At 62.8% G+C, this 17775-nt stretch carries 5 protein-coding genes; 2 read left to right on the top strand and 3 right to left on the bottom strand.

Features of this window, described 5'->3' with window-relative positions:
• Positions 1-198 precede the first annotated feature (198 nt).
• Together OK411_RS19595 and OK411_RS19590 are read left to right on the top strand one after the other, a co-directional pair.
• The gene (locus tag OK411_RS19595; protein ID WP_264365562.1) at positions 199-13197 is read left to right on the top strand and encodes a non-ribosomal peptide synthetase; all 12999 of its coding nucleotides are present in this window, start codon (positions 199-201) and stop codon (positions 13195-13197) included.
• A gap of 228 nt (positions 13198-13425) precedes the next feature.
• Complete coding sequence (locus tag OK411_RS19590) at positions 13426-14241, top strand: alpha/beta fold hydrolase (RefSeq protein ID WP_264365561.1); 816 nt, start codon at positions 13426-13428, stop codon at positions 14239-14241.
• 122 nt (positions 14242-14363) lie between these two features.
• On the opposite strand, the gene dsbG is transcribed toward OK411_RS19590, so the two are convergent.
• From dsbG to dsbD, 3 genes are read right to left on the bottom strand one after another with little or no spacing between them, the layout of a single operon-like run.
• The gene (gene dsbG, locus OK411_RS19585) at positions 14364-15134 is read right to left on the bottom strand and encodes a thiol:disulfide interchange protein DsbG (protein WP_016770816.1); all 771 of its coding nucleotides are present in this window, start codon (positions 15132-15134) and stop codon (positions 14364-14366) included.
• Entirely contained in the window at positions 15110-15991 is an 882-nt protein-coding gene (locus OK411_RS19580) for a TlpA disulfide reductase family protein (RefSeq protein ID WP_125917362.1), read from the bottom strand. The genes dsbG and OK411_RS19580 overlap by 25 nt, the downstream gene beginning before the upstream one ends.
• Positions 15991-17724, bottom strand: a complete 1734-nt coding sequence (dsbD, locus tag OK411_RS19575) for a protein-disulfide reductase DsbD (RefSeq protein WP_264365560.1) — start codon at positions 17722-17724, stop codon at positions 15991-15993. Before dsbD ends, OK411_RS19580 begins: the two co-directional genes overlap by 1 nt.
• Positions 17725-17775 lie beyond the last annotated feature (51 nt).

The raw sequence follows: 17775 nt of genomic DNA, 5'->3' as shown, positions 1-17775 counted from the left end.
GCTGGTAGTCGCGCCTGCCGACTAATTATTTCCCCACTCCATCCGTTCTCATTGGTGAATGGCCCGGGTGCAGATCCCCGGCCTCAGCGCATTCCGATGCCCTGCGTGGTCGGCACAGACCGCGCCCTGCACGCCTCTCGACAGGTGTGACGCAGCCACCCGATTCCACTTGCAAGCCGAATTCAGGCAGGAAACCTCATGACCGACGCGTTCGAACTCCCCAGCACCCTGGTCTATGCCCTCAAGCGTCGCGCGGCCCTGACGCCGGACCGACTGGCCTTGCGTTTTCTCGCCGAAAACCCGGAGCAGGCTGTGGTGCTCAGCTATCGCGAACTGGATCAACGCGCGCGCACCATCGCCGCTGCGTTGCAGGCTCAGGCTGGATTCGGTGAGCGTGCGGTGCTGCTGTTTCCCAGTGGCGCGGATTACGTCGCGGCGTTTTTCGGCTGCCTGTATGCCGGTGTGATTGCGGTGCCGGCCTATCCGCCGGAATCCGCGCGTCGTCATCATCAGGAGCGATTGCTGTCGATCATCGTCGACGCCGAACCCACGCTATTGCTGACCAGCGCCGACCTGCGCGATGCCTTGCAACAAATCGACGGCGCGCCGCCGCTGTTGTGTGTCGACACCCTCGACAGCGCACTGGCCGAACAGTGGGTTGAACCGAGCCTGCCAGCCGAGCACATCGCCTTTCTGCAATACACTTCCGGCTCCACCGCGCTGCCCAAGGGCGTGCAGGTCAGCCATGGCAATCTGGTCGCCAACGAACTGCTGATCCGTCACGGTTTCGGCATCGACGTCAACCCGGACGACGTCATCGTCAGCTGGTTGCCGCTGTACCACGACATGGGGCTGATCGGCGGCCTGCTGCAACCGATTTTCAGCGGCGTGCCGTGCATTCTGATGTCGCCGGCCTACTTCCTCGGCCGGCCGTTGCGCTGGCTGGAAGCGATCGCCGAATACGGCGGCACCATCAGCGGCGGCCCGGATTTCGCCTACCGTTTGTGCAGTGAGCGGGTCAGCGAATCGGCCCTTGAGCGCCTCGATCTGAGCCGCTGGCGCGTGGCCTATTCCGGTTCCGAGCCGATCCGTCTCGATACCCTCGAGCGCTTCGCGGAAAAATTCGCTGCTTGCGGTTTCAGCGACAACAGTTTCATGGCCTCGTACGGTCTGGCCGAGGCGACCCTGTTTGTCGCTGGCACACCGCGCGGCACCGGCATCCCGGCGCTGCGCGTGGACGATCAGGCGCTGGCGCAAAACCGCGCCGAGCCGGGCGATGGCAGCGCGATCATGAGCTGCGGCATCAGCCAGCCTGAGCACGCGGTGCTGATCGTCGAACCGAATACCCTCGAAGAACTCGCCGACAACGCCGTCGGCGAAGTCTGGGCCGCCGGCCCGAGCATCGCCCACGGTTATTGGCGCAACCCCGAAGCCAGCGCCAAGACTTTTGTCCAGCACGCCGGCCGCACCTGGTTGCGCACCGGCGACCTGGGTTTTATCCGTGCGGGCGAGTTGTTCGTCACCGGGCGCCTGAAAGACATGCTCATCGTCCGCGGACACAACCTCTATCCGCAGGACATCGAGCAGACCGTCGAGCGCGAAGTCGAAGTGGTGCGCAAGGGCCGCGTGGCGGCGTTCGCGGTCACTCACGACGGCGAAGAGGGCATCGGCATCGCTGCGGAAATCAGCCGCAGCGTGCAGAAAATCCTTGCGCCAGATGCGCTGATCAAAGCCATTCGCCAAGCCGTGGCCGAGGCGTATCAGGAGGCGCCAAGCGTGGTGGTGCTGCTCAATCCGGGCGCGTTGCCGAAAACCTCCAGCGGCAAACTGCAGCGCTCGGCGTGCCGCAATCGTCTGGCTGATGGCAGCCTCGACAGTTACGCGCTGTTCCCTTCGATCACAGCCGCAACGGAAAACGCGACCAGCAGCACTTCGGACCTTGAAGCGTTGATCGGGCAAATCTGGGCCGAGCAACTCAACGTCAAGCAGGTCAGTGGCGACGACCATTTCTTTCTGCTCGGCGGCAACTCGATCGCTGCCACGCAAGTAGTGGCGCGGGTTCGCGAAGCACTCGGTGTCGAGCTGAGCCTGCGCCTGCTGTTCGAAGCGCCAACCCTCTCCGCTTTCGCCGCCGCTGTGGCGCAGCTAAAACAGGACGGCGGCAGCGCTCAAGGTCCGATCAGCACCTTGTCGCGCAGTGAGCCGATGCCGCAGTCGCTGGCACAAAACCGTCTGTGGATCACCTGGCAACTCGATCCACAGAGCAGCGCCTACAACATTCCCGGCGGCCTGCGCTTGCGTGGCGAGCTGGACGAAGACGCCGTGCGCAGCAGCTTCCAGCAACTGATCGAACGCCACGAATCCTTGCGCACACGTTTCTTCGAACGCGACGGCGTGGCATTGCAGCAAGTGCTCGCCGCTGCAGAACTCAATCTGCAACTGATCGACATCAGCGACCTGCCAATTCCCGAGCGCGAAGCCCGCGCCGAGCAGATTCGCGAAGACGAGGCGCGCACTCGGTTCGATCTGGAAAAAGGCCCGTTGCTGGCGGTGACACTGGTGCGTCTCGATGACGAAGAACATCAACTGCTGGTGACCCTGCATCACATCATCGCTGACGGCTGGTCGCTGAATATCCTGCTCGACGAATTCTCGCGTCTCTACGCGGCGGCAACCCAAGGGACGCCGGCGACACTGGCAGCGATGCCCACGCAATACGCCGATTACGGCAACTGGCAGCGGCAATGGCTGGCGCAAGGCGAGGGCGAGCGGCAACTGGCGTACTGGAAAGCGCAGTTGGGCGAAGAACATCCGCCACTGGAACTGGCCACCGATCACCCGCGCTCGGCCAGACACAACCACAGCGCCGCGCGCCACAGCGTGCGCTTGAGTACCGAACTCAGCGAGGCGATCCGCCAGACTGCGCAGGCCCACCAGGCCACGCCGTTCATGCTTCTGCTCGCTGCGTTGCAAAGTTTGCTGCACCGCTACAGTGGTCAGCGCGACATTCGCATCGGCGTGCCCAACGCCAACCGTCCGCGCCTGGAAACCCAAAGCCTGATCGGCTTCTTCATCAATACCCAGGTGTTGCGTGCGCAAATCGATTCGCGCCTGACATTTGCCGAGCTGCTGAACCAGACCCGCCAGGCCGCACTCGGCGCCCAGGCCAATCAGGATCTGCCCTTCGAACAACTGCTCGAAGCGTTCCCGCAGGCCCGCGAACAGGGACTGTTCCAGGTCATGTTCAACCATCAGCAGCGCGACCTCAGTGCGCTCAAGCGCCTGCCGGGTCTGCTCGCCGAAGAACTGCCGTGGCACAGCCGCGAAGCCAAGTTCGATCTGCAATTGCACAGCGAAGAGGATCGCAACGGTCGCCTGAGCTTGTCCTTCGACTACGCCAGCGAACTGTTCGATGCCACGACCATCGAGCGTCTGGCCGAGCATTTCCATAATCTGCTCAGCGAGGTCTGCGAACAGCCACAGCAGGCCATCGGCGATCTGCGCTTGCTGACCGCCAGCGAGCAGAATCAACAGAAGGACTGGAGCGTCGCTCCGTGCACCCCGGCGCAACACTGGCTGCCGGAACTGCTCGAGCAACAATCGCGCAACACCCCGCAACGCACCGCGCTGGTGTGGGACGGCGGTAGTCTGGATTTTGCCGAGCTGCACACGCAAGCCAACCGGCTCGCCCATTACCTGCGCGACAAAGGCGTTGGCCCGGACGTGTGCGTGGCCATCGCCGCCGAGCGTTCGCCGCAACTGCTGATCGGTCTGCTGGCGATCATCAAGGCCGGCGGCGCCTATGTGCCGCTTGATCCGGATTATCCGGCCGAACGCCTCGCGTACATGCTCCGCGACAGCGGCGTCGAACTGCTCCTGACCCAGACGCAATTGCTCGAGCGTTTGCCGGCCAGCGATGGCGTCAGCGTGATCGCCATGGATGCGCTGCACTTGGATAAATGGCCGAGCCAGGCACCGGGCCTGCGACTGCACGGCGACAACCTCGCCTACGTGATTTACACCTCGGGTTCCACCGGGCAACCGAAAGGCGTCGGCAACACCCACGCCGCGCTGGCCGAGCGCCTGCAATGGATGCAGGACGCTTATCGTCTCGACGAAACCGACGTGCTGATGCAAAAAGCGCCGATCAGTTTCGACGTCTCGGTGTGGGAATGCTTCTGGCCGCTGATCAGCGGCGCGCGTCTGCTGCTTGCCGCCCCCGGCGAGCACCGCGACCCGCATCGCATCGCGCAACTGGTCCAGCAATACGGCGTGACCACGCTGCACTTCGTCCCACCGCTGCTGGCGCTGTTCATCGACGAGCCGCTGAGTGCCGAGTGCACCAGCCTGCGCCGGGTGTTTTCCGGCGGTGAAGCCTTGCCCGCCGAGTTGCGCAACCGTGTGCTGACGCAACTGCCGGCGGTGCAATTGCACAACCGTTATGGCCCGACTGAAACCGCGATCAATGTCACCCATTGGCACTGCACAACTGCCGATGGTGAGCGCTCGCCGATTGGCCGGCCGCTGGGCAATGTGGTCTGCCGCATTCTCGATGCCGATCTCAATCCAGTACCGGCGGGTGTGGCGGGCGAGCTGTGCATCAGCGGTATTGGTCTGGCTCGCGGTTACCTGGGTCGTCCGACGTTGACCGCCGAGCGTTATGTCGTCGATCCACTGGGCGAGCAGGGTGCCCGCTTGTACCGCACCGGCGACCGTGCGCGCTGGTCCTCGGATGGCGTTATCGAATACCTCGGCCGTCTCGATCAGCAGGTCAAACTGCGTGGCTTTCGCGTCGAACCGGAAGAAATCCAGGCGCGACTGCTGGCGCAAAATGGCGTCGCCCAAGCCTTGGTTCTGGTGCGGGAAACCGCTGCCGGTGCGCAACTGATCGGCTACTTCACGGCGAGCGATGCGCAGGAAAATGCCGACCAACAAATCGCTCGATTGAACAACGCTTTGGCCGCTGAGCTGCCGGAATACATGGTGCCCGCACAATTGCTGCGCCTTGATGCGATGCCGCTGAGCCCCAGCGGCAAACTTGATCGCCGCGCCTTGCCCGAGCCGCAATGGCAAGTGCGTGAACACATCGAACCGGTCAGCGAACTGGAGCAACAGATCGCCGCGATCTGGCGCGAAGTGCTGGGTCTGAAGCAGATCGGCCTGCGCGACGATTTCTTTGCTCTCGGCGGTCATTCGCTGCTGGCCACGCAGATCATTTCACGCACACGTCAGGCCTGTGACGTCGAACTGCCGCTGCGCACCTTGTTCGAGCACAGCGAACTGGGCGATTACGCCGAACAGATTCGCCTGATCCAGGTCAGCGGCCGCACCAACCAACAGTTGCCGATCGCAAAAATCGACCGCAGCCAAGCGGTGCCGCTGTCCTATTCGCAGCAGCGCATGTGGTTCCTCTGGCAGATGGAACCGGACAGCCCGGCGTACAACGTCGGCGGCATGGCGCGCTTGCGCGGCGTGCTGCATGTCGAGCATTTCGAGGCGGCGTTGCAGGCGCTGATCCTGCGCCACGAAACCCTGCGCACCACATTCCCAAGTATCGATGGCGTCGCCCGCCAACAGGTGCATGCCGAGACCGGCGTGCGCATGGGCTGGAAGGATTTCTCCAGCCTGCCGGCAGAAGTCCGGGAGCTACAAGTCCAGCAACTGGCCGATGCAGAAGCGCACCAGCCGTTCAATCTGGAAACCGGACCGTTGCTGCGTGCCTGTCTGGTCAAGACCGCCGAGCACGAGCATTACTTCGTCCTGACCCTGCACCACATCGTCACCGAAGGCTGGGCGATGGACATCTTTGCCCGTGAACTCAGTGCGCTGTATGAAGCGTTCGTCGATGAGCGCGAATCACCGCTCGCGCCGCTGCCGGTGCAATACCTCGACTACAGCGTCTGGCAGCGTCAGTGGCTGGAGTCCGGCGAGCGCCAGCGCCAGCTCGATTACTGGACCGCGCAGCTCGGTCGCGAACATCCGCTGCTGGAACTGCCCGGCGACCGTCCGCGTCCACCGGTGCAGAGCCATCAGGGCGAGCTGTTCCGTTTCGATCTGAGTGACGATCTCGCTGCGCGGGTGCGGGCGTTCAATGCGCAAAACGGCCTGACCCTGTTCATGACCATGACCGCAGCGCTCGCCACGCTGCTCTACCGCTACAGCGGCCAGACCGACCTGCGCATCGGTGCGCCGGTGGCCAACCGCATCCGCCCGGAAAGCGAAGGGCTGATCGGTGCGTTTCTCAACACCCAGGTGCTGCGTTGCCAGCTCGACGGGCAGATGTCGGTCGGCGAACTGTTCGAGCAGGTGCGCCACACCGTGATCGAAGGCCAGTCCCATCAGGATCTGCCGTTCGATCATCTGGTCGAAGCCTTGCAGCCGCCACGCAGCGCGGCTTACAACCCGCTGTTCCAGGTGATGTGCAACGTGCAGCGCTGGGAATTCCAGCAGAGCCGCACCCTCGCTGGTATGACCGTCGAGTACCTGGCCAACGATGCTCGGGCGACCAAGTTCGATCTCAATCTGGAAGTCACCGACCTCGACCATCGCCTCGGCTGCTGCCTGACTTACAGCACCGATCTGTTCGACGAGCCGACCATCGAACGCATGGCCAGGCATTGGCGCAACCTGCTTGAAGCGTTGATCGCTGATCCGCAGCAACGCCTCAGCGAACTGCCGTTGCTCGACAACACCGAGCAACAGCACCTGCTCGACAGCCTTGGCATCGATCCGGGCGAGCATCGTCTCGACCAGTGCATCCATCATCTGTTTGCCGAACAGGCACTGGCGCGCAAAGACGCGCCGGCGCTGACCTTCGCCGGGCAGACCCTGAGCTACGCCGAACTCGATGCCCGGGCCAATCGTCTGGCCTGGGCGCTGCGTGAGCGTGGGGTCGGCCCGCAAGTGCGGGTGGGTCTGGCGCTGGAGCGTTCGCTGGAAATGGTCATCGGCCTGCTGGCGATTCTCAAGGCTGGCGGCGCCTATGTGCCGCTGGATCCGGAGTACCCGCTGGATCGTCTGCATTACATGATTGAAGACAGCCGCATCGGCCTGCTGCTCAGCGATCGGGCGATGTTTCAGGCCCTGGGTGACTTGCCGTCAGACGTGGCGCGCTGGTGCCTGGAAGATGACAGTCCGGGATTGGCCGACTACCCGGCCGGCGAGCTACCGTTTATCAGCCTGCCGCAACATCAGGCCTACCTGATTTACACCTCGGGCTCGACCGGCAAACCGAAAGGCGTGGTGGTCTCCCACGGTGAAATTGCCATGCACTGCCAGGCCGTGATCGAACGCTTCGGCATGCGCCCGGACGACTGTGAACTGCATTTCTATTCGATCAACTTCGACGCTGCCACCGAACGTCTACTGGTGCCGCTGCTCAGCGGTGCGCAGGTGGTGTTGCGGGCGCAGGGCCAGTGGGACGCGGAAGAAATCTGCGGCTTGATTCGCACGCATCGAATCAACGTCCTCGGTTTCACGCCGAGCTACGGCAGCCAGTTGGCGCAGTTCCTTGCCACGCAGAATGACGTCCTGCCGGTGCGCATGATCATCACCGGCGGTGAAGCGCTGACCGGCGAGCATCTGCAGCGCATCCGCGCGGCGTTCCAGCCAGCGCTGTTCTTCAACGCCTACGGCCCGACTGAAACCGTGGTCATGCCGCTGGCCAGTCTGGCGCCGCAGGTACTGGAAGAGGGCGCCGGCAGTGTGCCGATTGGTAGCGTGATCGGGTCGCGAGTCGCCTACATTCTCGATGCCGATCTGGCCTTGGTGCCGCAAGGCGCGACCGGTGAATTGTTTGTCGGCGGCGCCGGTCTGGCTCAGGCCTATCACGACCGCCCGGGCATCAGCGCCGAGCGTTTTGTCGCTGACCCGTTTACCGCTGATGGCGGGCGCATGTATCGCACCGGCGACCTGGTGCGCCAGCGTGCCGATGGTCTGGTCGAGTATCTGGGGCGGATCGACCATCAAGTGAAAATCCGCGGTTTCCGCATCGAACTGGGCGAAATCGAAACGCGCCTGCTCGATCATTCTTCGATCCGCGAAGCCGTGGTGCTGGCGCTGGATGCGCCGAGTGGCAAGCAGTTGGTGGGTTACCTCGTTACAGAGGTCGCCGGGCAAGGCGAAGCGCAACAGGCTGAACTGCGCGAAGCGCTCAAGTCGCACCTCAAGGCGCAACTGCCGGACTACATGGTGCCGACCCAGCTGATGCTGCTGGCAAGCATGCCGCTGACCGCCAACGGCAAACTCGACCGCCGCGCCTTGCCGGCGCCGGACACGGACCTCAATCGTCAGGTCTATGTCGCGCCGAGCAACGAGCTTGAGCAGACCCTGGCGCAGATCTGGTGCGATGTGCTTAACGTCAGGCAGGTCGGCCTCAACGATAACTTCTTCGAACTCGGCGGCGACTCGATTCTGTCGATTCAGGTGGTCAGCCGCGCGCGTCAGCAGGGCATTCACTTCAGCCCGCGCGACCTGTTCCAGCATCAGACTGTGCAGACGCTCGCCGCCGTTGCCAGTCGCACCCAGCAAGTGACGGCCGAGCAAGGCCTGGTGGTCGGCGAGTCGCGCCTGACGCCCATTCAGCACTGGTTCTTCGATACGGACATTCCCCAGCGTCAGCACTGGAATCAGGCGCTGTTGCTGGAACCGACTGTGCGCCTCGAGCCGCAACGATTGCAGCAAGCTTTGCTGGCCGTGATCGAGCAGCACGATGCGCTGCGTCTGCGTTTCACTGAAACCGATGATGCATGGCAAGCGACGCATCAAGCGCTGACGAATGAGGATGTGCTCAGGCAAGTCGGCGTCGATTCGCTGGATCGGTGCGAATCTCTGTTCGCCGACGCGCAACGCAGTCTGCATCTGCGCAACGGCCCGTTACTGCGCGCGGTGCTGGTCGATGTTGCGGATGTTCAGCAACGCCTGTTCATCGCCATCCACCACTTGGTCGTCGACGGCGTTTCCTGGCGCGTGTTGCTGGATGATCTGCAAACCGCCTATCGCCAACTCGACGCTGCGCAGCCGCTGAAACTGCCGGCGAAAACCAGCGCCTTCAAGGACTGGGCCGCGCGTTTGCAGGCTTATGCCGGCAGCGATTCCCTGCGTGAAGAACTCGGTTGGTGGCAAACGCAACTGGCCGGGCCGAGCGCCGATCTGCCTTGCGAAAACCCGCAGGGCGGCAGGCAGAATCGCCATGCGCAAACCGTCAGCGTACGCCTCGATGCCGAGCGCACCCGGCAGTTGCTGCAACAGGCACCGAGCGCTTATCGCACTCAGGTCAACGACCTGCTGCTGACCGCGCTGGCCCGTGTGCTGTGCCGCTGGAGCGGCCAGCCCTCGGCACTGATTCAACTGGAAGGCCACGGTCGCGAAACCCTGTTCGACGAGATCGACCTGACCCGCACCGTCGGTTGGTTCACCAGCGCTTATCCGCTGCGCCTGACTCCGCAAAATATCGAAGAGGCCGCCGGGCAGGGTGCTTCGATCAAGGCGATCAAAGAACAACTGCGCGCCGTTCCGCATAAAGGTCTCGGTTATGGCGTGTTGCGTTATCTGGCCGATGACGGCTGCCGGCAGAGCATGGCCGCGCTGCCGCAGGCGCAGGTCACCTTCAACTATCTCGGCCAGTTCGACCAGAGCTTCGGCAGCGATGCGCTGTTCCGTCCTCTCGATGAGCCAATCGGTGCAGCCCACGATCCGCAGGCGCCGTTGCCCAACGAGCTGAGTGTCGACAGTCAGGTTTACGGTGGAGAACTGCTGCTGCGCTGGACTTTCAGTGCCGAGCGTTACGAGGCGCAAACCATTAACGATCTGGCCGCCGCCTACCTCGGTGAGTTGCAAAGCCTGATCGCCCATTGTCTGCAAGGCGAGGCCGGCGGCCTGACACCATCGGACTTCCCACTGGCGAAACTGACTCAGGCGCAACTCGATGCGCTGCCGGTGCCGGCCGCGCACATCGAAGATGTCTACCCGCTGACGCCGATGCAGGAAGGCATGTTGCTGCACACCTTGCTCGAGCCGGGCACCGGTCTGTACTACATGCAGGATCGATATCGCATCAACAGCGAGCTCGACCCCGAGCGTTTCGCCCAGGCCTGGCAAGCGGTGGTCGCTCGCCATGAAGCATTGCGCGCTTCGTTCTGCTGGAACGTTGGCGAAGACATGCTGCAAGTGATCCACACGCCGGGGCGTACGCCGATTGAGTATCTGGACTGGAGCGCCGTCGCCGAAACCGAGCAGGAACTACGGCTGCAAGCGCTGCTGAAAAGCGAGCGCGAAGCCGGGTTCGATCTGCTCAATCAGGCGCCGTTCCACCTGCGCCTGATCAAGGTCGGCGCGGCGCGCTACTGGTTCATGATGAGCAACCACCACATCCTCATCGACGCCTGGTGCCGTTCGCTGCTGATGAACGACTTCTTCGAGATCTACACCGCCCTCGGTGAAGGTCGTGAAGCGCAGTTGAGCGTGCCGCCGCGTTATCGCGATTACATCGGTTGGCTGCAACGCCAGAACTTGGCCGAGGCGCGGCAGTGGTGGCGGCAGAATCTGCAAGGCTTCGAGCGCACCACGCCGATCCCGAGCGACCGGCCGTTCCTGCGCGAACACGCCGGTGAAAGCGGCGGCATGATCGTCGGCGACCGCTACACCCGCCTCAATGTCGAGGACGGCGCACGGCTGCGGGAACTGGCGCAGGCACATCAACTGACCGTCAACACCTTCGCCCAGGCTGCATGGGCGCTGGTTTTGCGGCGCCTGAGCGGCGATCGCGACGTGCTTTTCGGCGTGACTGTGGCCGGGCGGCCAGTGGAGATGCCGGAAATGCAACGCACCGTCGGCCTGTTCATCAACAGCATCGCCCTGCGCGTGAAGATGCCTGCGGACGATCAGCGCAGCAGCGTGCGTCAATGGCTCAGTGCTTTGCTCGACAGCAACATGCAACTGCGCGAGTACGAATACCTGCCACTGGTAAACATCCAGGAACAGAGCGAATTGCCCAAAGGCCAGCCGTTGTTCGACAGCCTGTTCGTCTTCGAAAACGCCCCGGTGGAAGTCTCGGTGCTTGATCGTGCACAGAGCCTGAATGCGACCTCGGATTCCGGCCGTACCCACACCAACTTCCCGCTGACGGCGGTATGTTACCCGGGCGATGACCTTGGCCTGCACCTGTCCTATGACCAGCGTTACTTCGACGAGGCGACGGTCGAGCGCATGCTCAGTGAGTTCAAGCGCCTGCTGCTGGCGCTGGTCGACGGCTTCCATGGCGACATGGCCGATTTGCCGCTGCTGGGCGACGAAGAGCGCGACTTCCTGCTGCACGGTTGCAACCAGAGCGGCCATGACTATCCGCTGGAGCAAAGCTACGTGGCGTTGTTCGAAGCGCAGGTCGCGGCGCATCCGCAGCGCATCGCCGCCAGTTGCCTCGATCAGCAATTGAGCTATGCCGAACTGAATCACAACGCCAACCGCCTCGGCCATGCCCTGGTCGCTGCCGGTGTGCGCATGGATCAACCGGTGGCGCTGCTGGCCGAGCGTAATCTCGACCTGCTCGCCATGATCATCGGCAGCTTCAAGGCCGGGGCTGGTTATCTGCCGCTGGACCCGGGTCTGCCGAGCCAGCGCCTGAGCCGCATCATCGAGCTGAGCCGCACGCCGTTGCTGGTGTGCAGCGCAGCCTGCCTTGAGCAGGCGCAGACCTTGCTCGAAGAGTTTGGCTGTTCGAATCGCCCGCGCCTGCTGGTATGGGAAGAGGTCCAGGCATCGGTGGCAGCGAGGCACAATCTCGGCATCCACAGTGGCCCGGACAATCTCGCCTATGTGATCTACACCTCGGGTTCGACCGGGCTGCCAAAAGGCGTGATGGTCGAGCAACGCGGCATGCTCAACAATCAGTTGAGCAAACGTCCGTACCTCGACTTGAGCGCGGCCGATGTGATCGCGCAGACCGCCTCGCAAAGCTTCGACATTTCCGTCTGGCAGTTCCTCGCCGCGCCATTGTTCGGCGCGCGGGTCGACATCGTCCCGAACGCGATTGCCCACGATCCGCAAGGTCTGCTGGCGCATGTACAGGCGCAGGGCATCACCGTGCTGGAGAGTGTGCCGTCGCTGATTCAGGGCATGCTCGCCGCTGATCACATGAGCCTTGATGGTTTGCGCTGGATGTTGCCGACCGGTGAAGCGATGCCGCCGGAACTGGCCCATCAATGGCTGCTGCGTTACCCGGACGTTGGTCTGGTCAATGCTTACGGCCCGGCGGAATGCTCGGATGACGTGGCGTTCTTCCGCGTCGACATGGCGTCGACGCGCGGCAGCTATTTGCCGATCGGCACGCCGACCGACAATAACTTGCTGTACCTGGTCGATGGCGCGCTGGAACTGGTGCCTTTGGGCGCGGTGGGTGAGTTGTGTGTCGCCGGGACCGGCGTCGGTCGCGGTTATGTCAGCGATCCGCTGCGCACCGCGCCGGTGTTTGTGCCGAATCCGTTCGGCGCGCCGGGCGAACGCCTGTACCGCACCGGTGACCTGGCACGGCGCCGCACCGACGGCGTGCTGGAATACGTCGGCCGCGTCGATCATCAAGTGAAGATTCGCGGTTACCGCATCGAGCTCGGTGAAATCGAAGCGCGCCTGCATGAACAACCGGAAGTGCGCGACGCGGCGGTTGCTGTGCAGGAAGGCGTCAACGGCAAGCATCTGGTGGGCTACCTGGTCGCGGCCGATGCACCGCTCAATCCGGGCGAGCGCCTGGAGCGGATCAAGCAGCGCCTGCGCGCCGAACTGCCGGAATACATGGTGCCGCTGCACTGGCTATGGCTGGAGCAAATGCCCCTCAATGCCAACGGCAAACTCGACCGAAAAGCCTTGCCAACGCTGGAGATCGGTCAGTTGCAGAGTGCGGATTATCTGGCCCCGCGCAACGAGCTGGAGCAGACCCTGGCTGATATCTGGGCTGAGGTGCTGAAAGTGGAAAAGGTCGGCGTGCGCGACAATTTCTTCGAACTGGGCGGGCATTCGCTGCTGGCTACGCAAATTGCATCGCGGGTACAAAAAGCCCTGCAACGCAACGTGCCGCTGCGCGCAATGTTCGAGTGCAGCACGGTGGAGGAACTGGCCGAATACATCGATGGACTGGCGGCCAGTGACATTACCGAGGAGAAAGTTGATCGGTTGAATGACCTGATGGCGGAGCTGGAGGGGTTGTAGTTCTTCAGTGCCTGGGCCGGCCTCTTCGCTGGCAAGCCAGCTCCCACAGTTTTTGCGGTGAGCACAAATCTTGTGAACGACGTTGAACCTTGTGGGAGCTGGCTTGCCAGCGATGGCGTCGGTGAACTCAACACAAATCACCAGTACATGACTGTACATTTCCATCCTTGACGATCAACAACCGGCAGCTCAGTCTGCCGGTTCTGTTTTTTCTCGCGGAGGTGGTCGATGCCCTTTTTCACGGTTGACGGACAAGCACTGCACTACATTGATCAAGGCACCGGCCCCGCCGTGTTGCTGGCCGGCAGTTACCTTTGGGACCAGGCGATGTGGGCGCCACAGATCGCCGCGCTGACCCCGCATTATCGCCTCATTGCCTTGGATTTGTGGGGGCATGGCGAGTCCGGCAAGTTACCCGAAGGCACCACTTCGCTGGACGACATCGCCCGTCAGGCACAGGCCTTGCTCGATCACCTGGACATCGACCGCGTGACTCTGGTCGGGCTGTCGGTCGGCGGCATGTGGGGCGTGCGTTTGGCGCTGTCCGCACCGCAACGTCTCAACGGTCTGGTGCTGATGGACACCTACGTCGGCGTCGAGCCGGAACCGACCCGGCAGTATTACTTCTCGTTGTTCAAGCAGATCGAAGACAGCGGTACCATCTCCGAACAATTGCTCGACATCGTCGTGCCGATCTTTTTCCGCCCGGGCATCGCCCCGCAGTCGGCGCTGTATCAGGACTTCCGCGCGAAATTGAAGAGCTACTCGCCCGAGCGTCTGCGCGAAAGCATCGTGCCGATGGGCCGCATCACGTTTGGCCGCGACGACCTGTTGCCACGCCTGGGCGAGCTGAACCCGGAGACGACACTGGTGCTGTGCGGCGATCAGGACAAACCACGGCCACCCTCGGAAGCCCGGGAAATGGCTGAATTGATCGGTTGCCCGTGCGTGCTGGTACCGGAGGCGGGGCATATCTCCAATCTGGAGAATCCCGCGTTTGTCACTGAGGCACTGCTGGCGTTTCTGGCCGAGCGCAACCGCTAGACCGAGTGAGCTTCATTCGCGAGCAGGCTCGCTCCCACAGTTAATCGCATTCCTTCAGCATGAATGCAATTTCTGTGGGAGCGAGCCTGCTCGCGAAGGGGCCGGTTCAGGCAAAGGAAAAACTACTTAGGCCCGAGAATCTTCACCAGCTTGTCCGGCGATGGCGCGCCTTGCTGCTGTTGCAGTTCGCCTTTGTCGTCCATGTAGAAAATCGCCGGGGTGGCTTGCAGTTCGAGGTCTTCCATCAACTGCATGTTCGCCGCGAGTTTGGTTTGCACGGCGACCGGGATGTCTTTCATGGCCTTTAGCGCGCTGCCCTTGCCGGCCTTTTCGTGATCTTCCAGGGCCTTGGCCGGGTCTTTCGCCGCCAGCAGCGCGGCTGATTTGCCCGGGCTGTCTTCGCGGATGATGCCGACCATGATGTGGCGCAACTGCACCTTGCCGGCCTTGACCCATGGCCGCGCCTGTTCCCAGAACATGTTGCAGTACGGGCAGTTCGGATCGCTGAACAGGTACACCGTGCGCGGTGCATCCTTGTTGCCGTCCTGAATCCAGTTGCTCGCCTCGAACTTGGCCCAGACCTCCTTGGACATCGGTGCGTAGACCAGTTTCTGCAAAGGCTCGCTGCTCAGGTCCTTGCCGTCGGCGTCGTACAGATTACCCACCACGACATGCTTGCCGTCCGGGGTCAGGTACAGCGCCATGCCGCGATTCTGATATTGCGCGGCGTACCCGCGCAGGCCATCGGGGGCGTCGAACTGGCCGACGATTTTCGCGCCCTTGGCTTCGATCTTTTTGATCGCCGCAGGCAGTTCTTCAGCAGCCTGTACCGACGGCAAGTGCAGCAGGGCAGTGCCCAGGGTCAGCGTCAGCAGGTGGCGGAGGCGGGGCATGGCAGTTTCCTTGCAGAGTTGGCCGGGGCAACGGCCTGATTCGGGCTTGAAGGCGAAGTGTCGAAGGTTTCCAGGGCGCGGGCGAGGCTGGCGTTCGACAGTTCACCGAGGTGACTGGTCAGCAAGCGACCGTCCGGGCTATAGAACAGCGTAGTCGGTAACGCCATGGAACCCACGGCCTGACCGAGACGGCCGCGGGGGTCGAACAGCACGTTGTTCAGGCTCAGGCCCTGGGTTTCCAGGAACGTCGCCACGCTTTGCATGCTTTCGGCCTGATTGACGAACAGAAATGTCAGGTCAGGGCGCTGTTGCTGGGCATTCTCCAGCACCGGCATTTCTCGCCGGCACGGCGGGCACCAGGTCGCCCACAGGTTGATCACCAGCGGTCCGCCCTGATACTCACTGAGCTTGATGGTTTCGCCAGCGGCGTTGCGCAGGGATATATCCGGCAGCCGCGTACCCTGTTCGTAGATATTCAGCGACAGGCTGGCAAGCAGCCAGAACGCCACGCCACTGACCACGCCGAAGCCCAACGGTCGACGCAAAGCGGGCCGACGCCAGCCGCGATACAACGCCGCCAGCAACAGCACGATCACTCCGGGCCAGGCGAGGAAACCGCCGTCGCGCAGATCGATGATCTGCCACGGGTCATTGCGATAGTGCGACCAGTACAACGCGACAAACGCAATGCGCGCCGCGAGCATGCCCAGCAAGAACAGGCTGAACAGCGCCGACTCGGGGTTATCGCCGCCGCGCTTGGCCACCCGCCAGCCGACAAATGTCGCCAGCGCCAGAGCACTGATCAGCAGCAGGTGGTTGAGCGCGATGGCGAAGGTGCCGAGGGTGAACGTCAGCATCAGTTGGCATCTCGGGTGGCGGACCAGCGTTGCAGGAAGGTATCGGCATCGACCTCGCCGGTGATGCGCTGGCTGCGGCGTTCTTCGCCGTCAGCGCCGATCCAGATGAACGTCGGCGGCCCCGGCACTTTATAGCGACTGAGCAGCTCGCGGCTGGCAGCGTTGTCGGCGGTCACATCCAGGCGCAGCAGGCGCACATCGCTCAGGGCCTGCATGACCTTGGCTTCACCGAACACCTTCTTCTCCATGACCTTGCACGACACGCACCAGTCGGCGTAGTAATCGAGCAGTACCCACTGGCCTTGAGCCTTGGCTGCATCGAGTTCGCGTTGCAGAGCGGCAGGTTCTTTGATCGTGGTGAAGGCATCGTGACCCGTCGGCGCCGCGCTGGCGACAGGGCCGGCGCTGTAGACCTGCAATGGCTGATACGGATCATCACTGCCGCCCGCCGCACCGATCACCAACAAGCTGCCCCACAAACCGAGCAACAAGGACAGGGCGCCAAACACCTGTGCGACGCGGCCAAAGCCTGCGGATTGTTTCCAGGCGCTGTAAGCGGCGATCAACAGCAGAGCGCCGCACAGCCCCAACCACAACGAAGGGTCCAGTACCGGGCGCAGCATCAACAATGCAGTGGCAAGAAAGAGGAAGCCGAATATGCCCTTGAGCAGATTCATCCACGCCCCGGGTTTTGGCAGGAAGCGGTTGCCCACGGTGACCAGCAGCAACAGCGGCACACCGATGCCGATGCCCAGTGCAAACAGAATCAGACCGCCGTGCAACGCGTTACCGCTCTGTGCGATGTACAGCAGCGCGCCGGCCAGTGGCGCGGTCATGCACGGCCCGACCAAGAGACCGGACAATGCGCCCAGCACACCGGCGCCGATCAGGCTGCCGCCGCTGCGGCTGCGCGACGCATGTTCAAGACGATCACGCAGGGCCACCGGCAGTTGCAGCTCGAAGAAGCCGAACATCGGCAATGCCAGCACCACGAAAATGGCGGCAAATGCGCCGAGCAACCAAGGATTCTGCAACCACGCCTGCAGGTTCGCACCGAGCAGCGCAGCAACCACGCCCATCGCCGCATACACCAGTGCCATGCAGATCACGTAGCTGCTGGCCAAGGCAAACCCGCGCCGTGGTGTGGCGCCACTGCCGACGATCATCCCGGCGAGAATAGGCAGCATCGGCAGCGAACACGGGGTAAATGCCAACAGCAGGCCGAGTCCGAAGAACACCAGCAGACTCCAGCCCAGCGCCCGTTGTTGCAGACTGCTGGCCAAAGCCTGATCCGGGGCTTCAGCGCCTGTTGTTGCTGCGGCTTTGCCACCCAGGTCAATCACCCGGGTTTGCGGTGGATAGCACAGACCGGCATCGGCGCAGCCCTGATAACTGACCTTGATCTGACCGCTGGCCGCTGCCGGGATTTTCACTTCCACGCCTTGGCGGTACACCGGCTGCTCGCCGAAAAACTCATCGCTGTGGGATTCGCCTTCAGGCAACACCGGCTGCTGATCGGCGGCCAGTCCGTCGAATTTCAGGCGTTTCTGATACAGGTAGTAGCCGTCAGTGATCTGCCAGAACAGCTGGGTTTCGCCCGAGTCCAGACGCTCGGAGGTGAGTACGAATGCCTTGTCGACGGGTAAAAAGTCCGGCTTGGACTCGAACGGATTGTTTCCGGCCTGAGCCAGACCGGAAACCAGTAGAGCAAACAGAAGAAAAAAATGACGCATGGAGGAGCCTTGTCCCTGTGCAAGTGGGGTGCAGGATGGGCGGCGGCGATT

The sequence above is a fragment of the Pseudomonas sp. RG1 genome, from assembly GCF_025910115.1.
Classification (GTDB): Bacteria; Pseudomonadota; Gammaproteobacteria; order Pseudomonadales; family Pseudomonadaceae; genus Aquipseudomonas; species Aquipseudomonas atacamensis.
Note: the sequence above shows the minus strand (reverse complement) of the source record. Positions and strands in the feature narration are given on the sequence as shown.

Coding starts and splice junctions, on each gene's coding strand:
- OK411_RS19595 (WP_264365562.1), top strand. CDS start 199: ATGACCGACGCGTTCGAACTCCCCAGCACCCTGGTCTATGCCCTCAAG.
- dsbD (WP_264365560.1), bottom strand. CDS start 17,724: ATGCGTCATTTTTTTCTTCTGTTTGCTCTACTGGTTTCCGGTCTGGCT.
- OK411_RS19590 (WP_264365561.1), top strand. CDS start 13,426: ATGCCCTTTTTCACGGTTGACGGACAAGCACTGCACTACATTGATCAA.
- OK411_RS19580 (WP_125917362.1), bottom strand. CDS start 15,991: ATGCTGACGTTCACCCTCGGCACCTTCGCCATCGCGCTCAACCACCTG.
- dsbG (WP_016770816.1), bottom strand. CDS start 15,134: ATGCCCCGCCTCCGCCACCTGCTGACGCTGACCCTGGGCACTGCCCTG.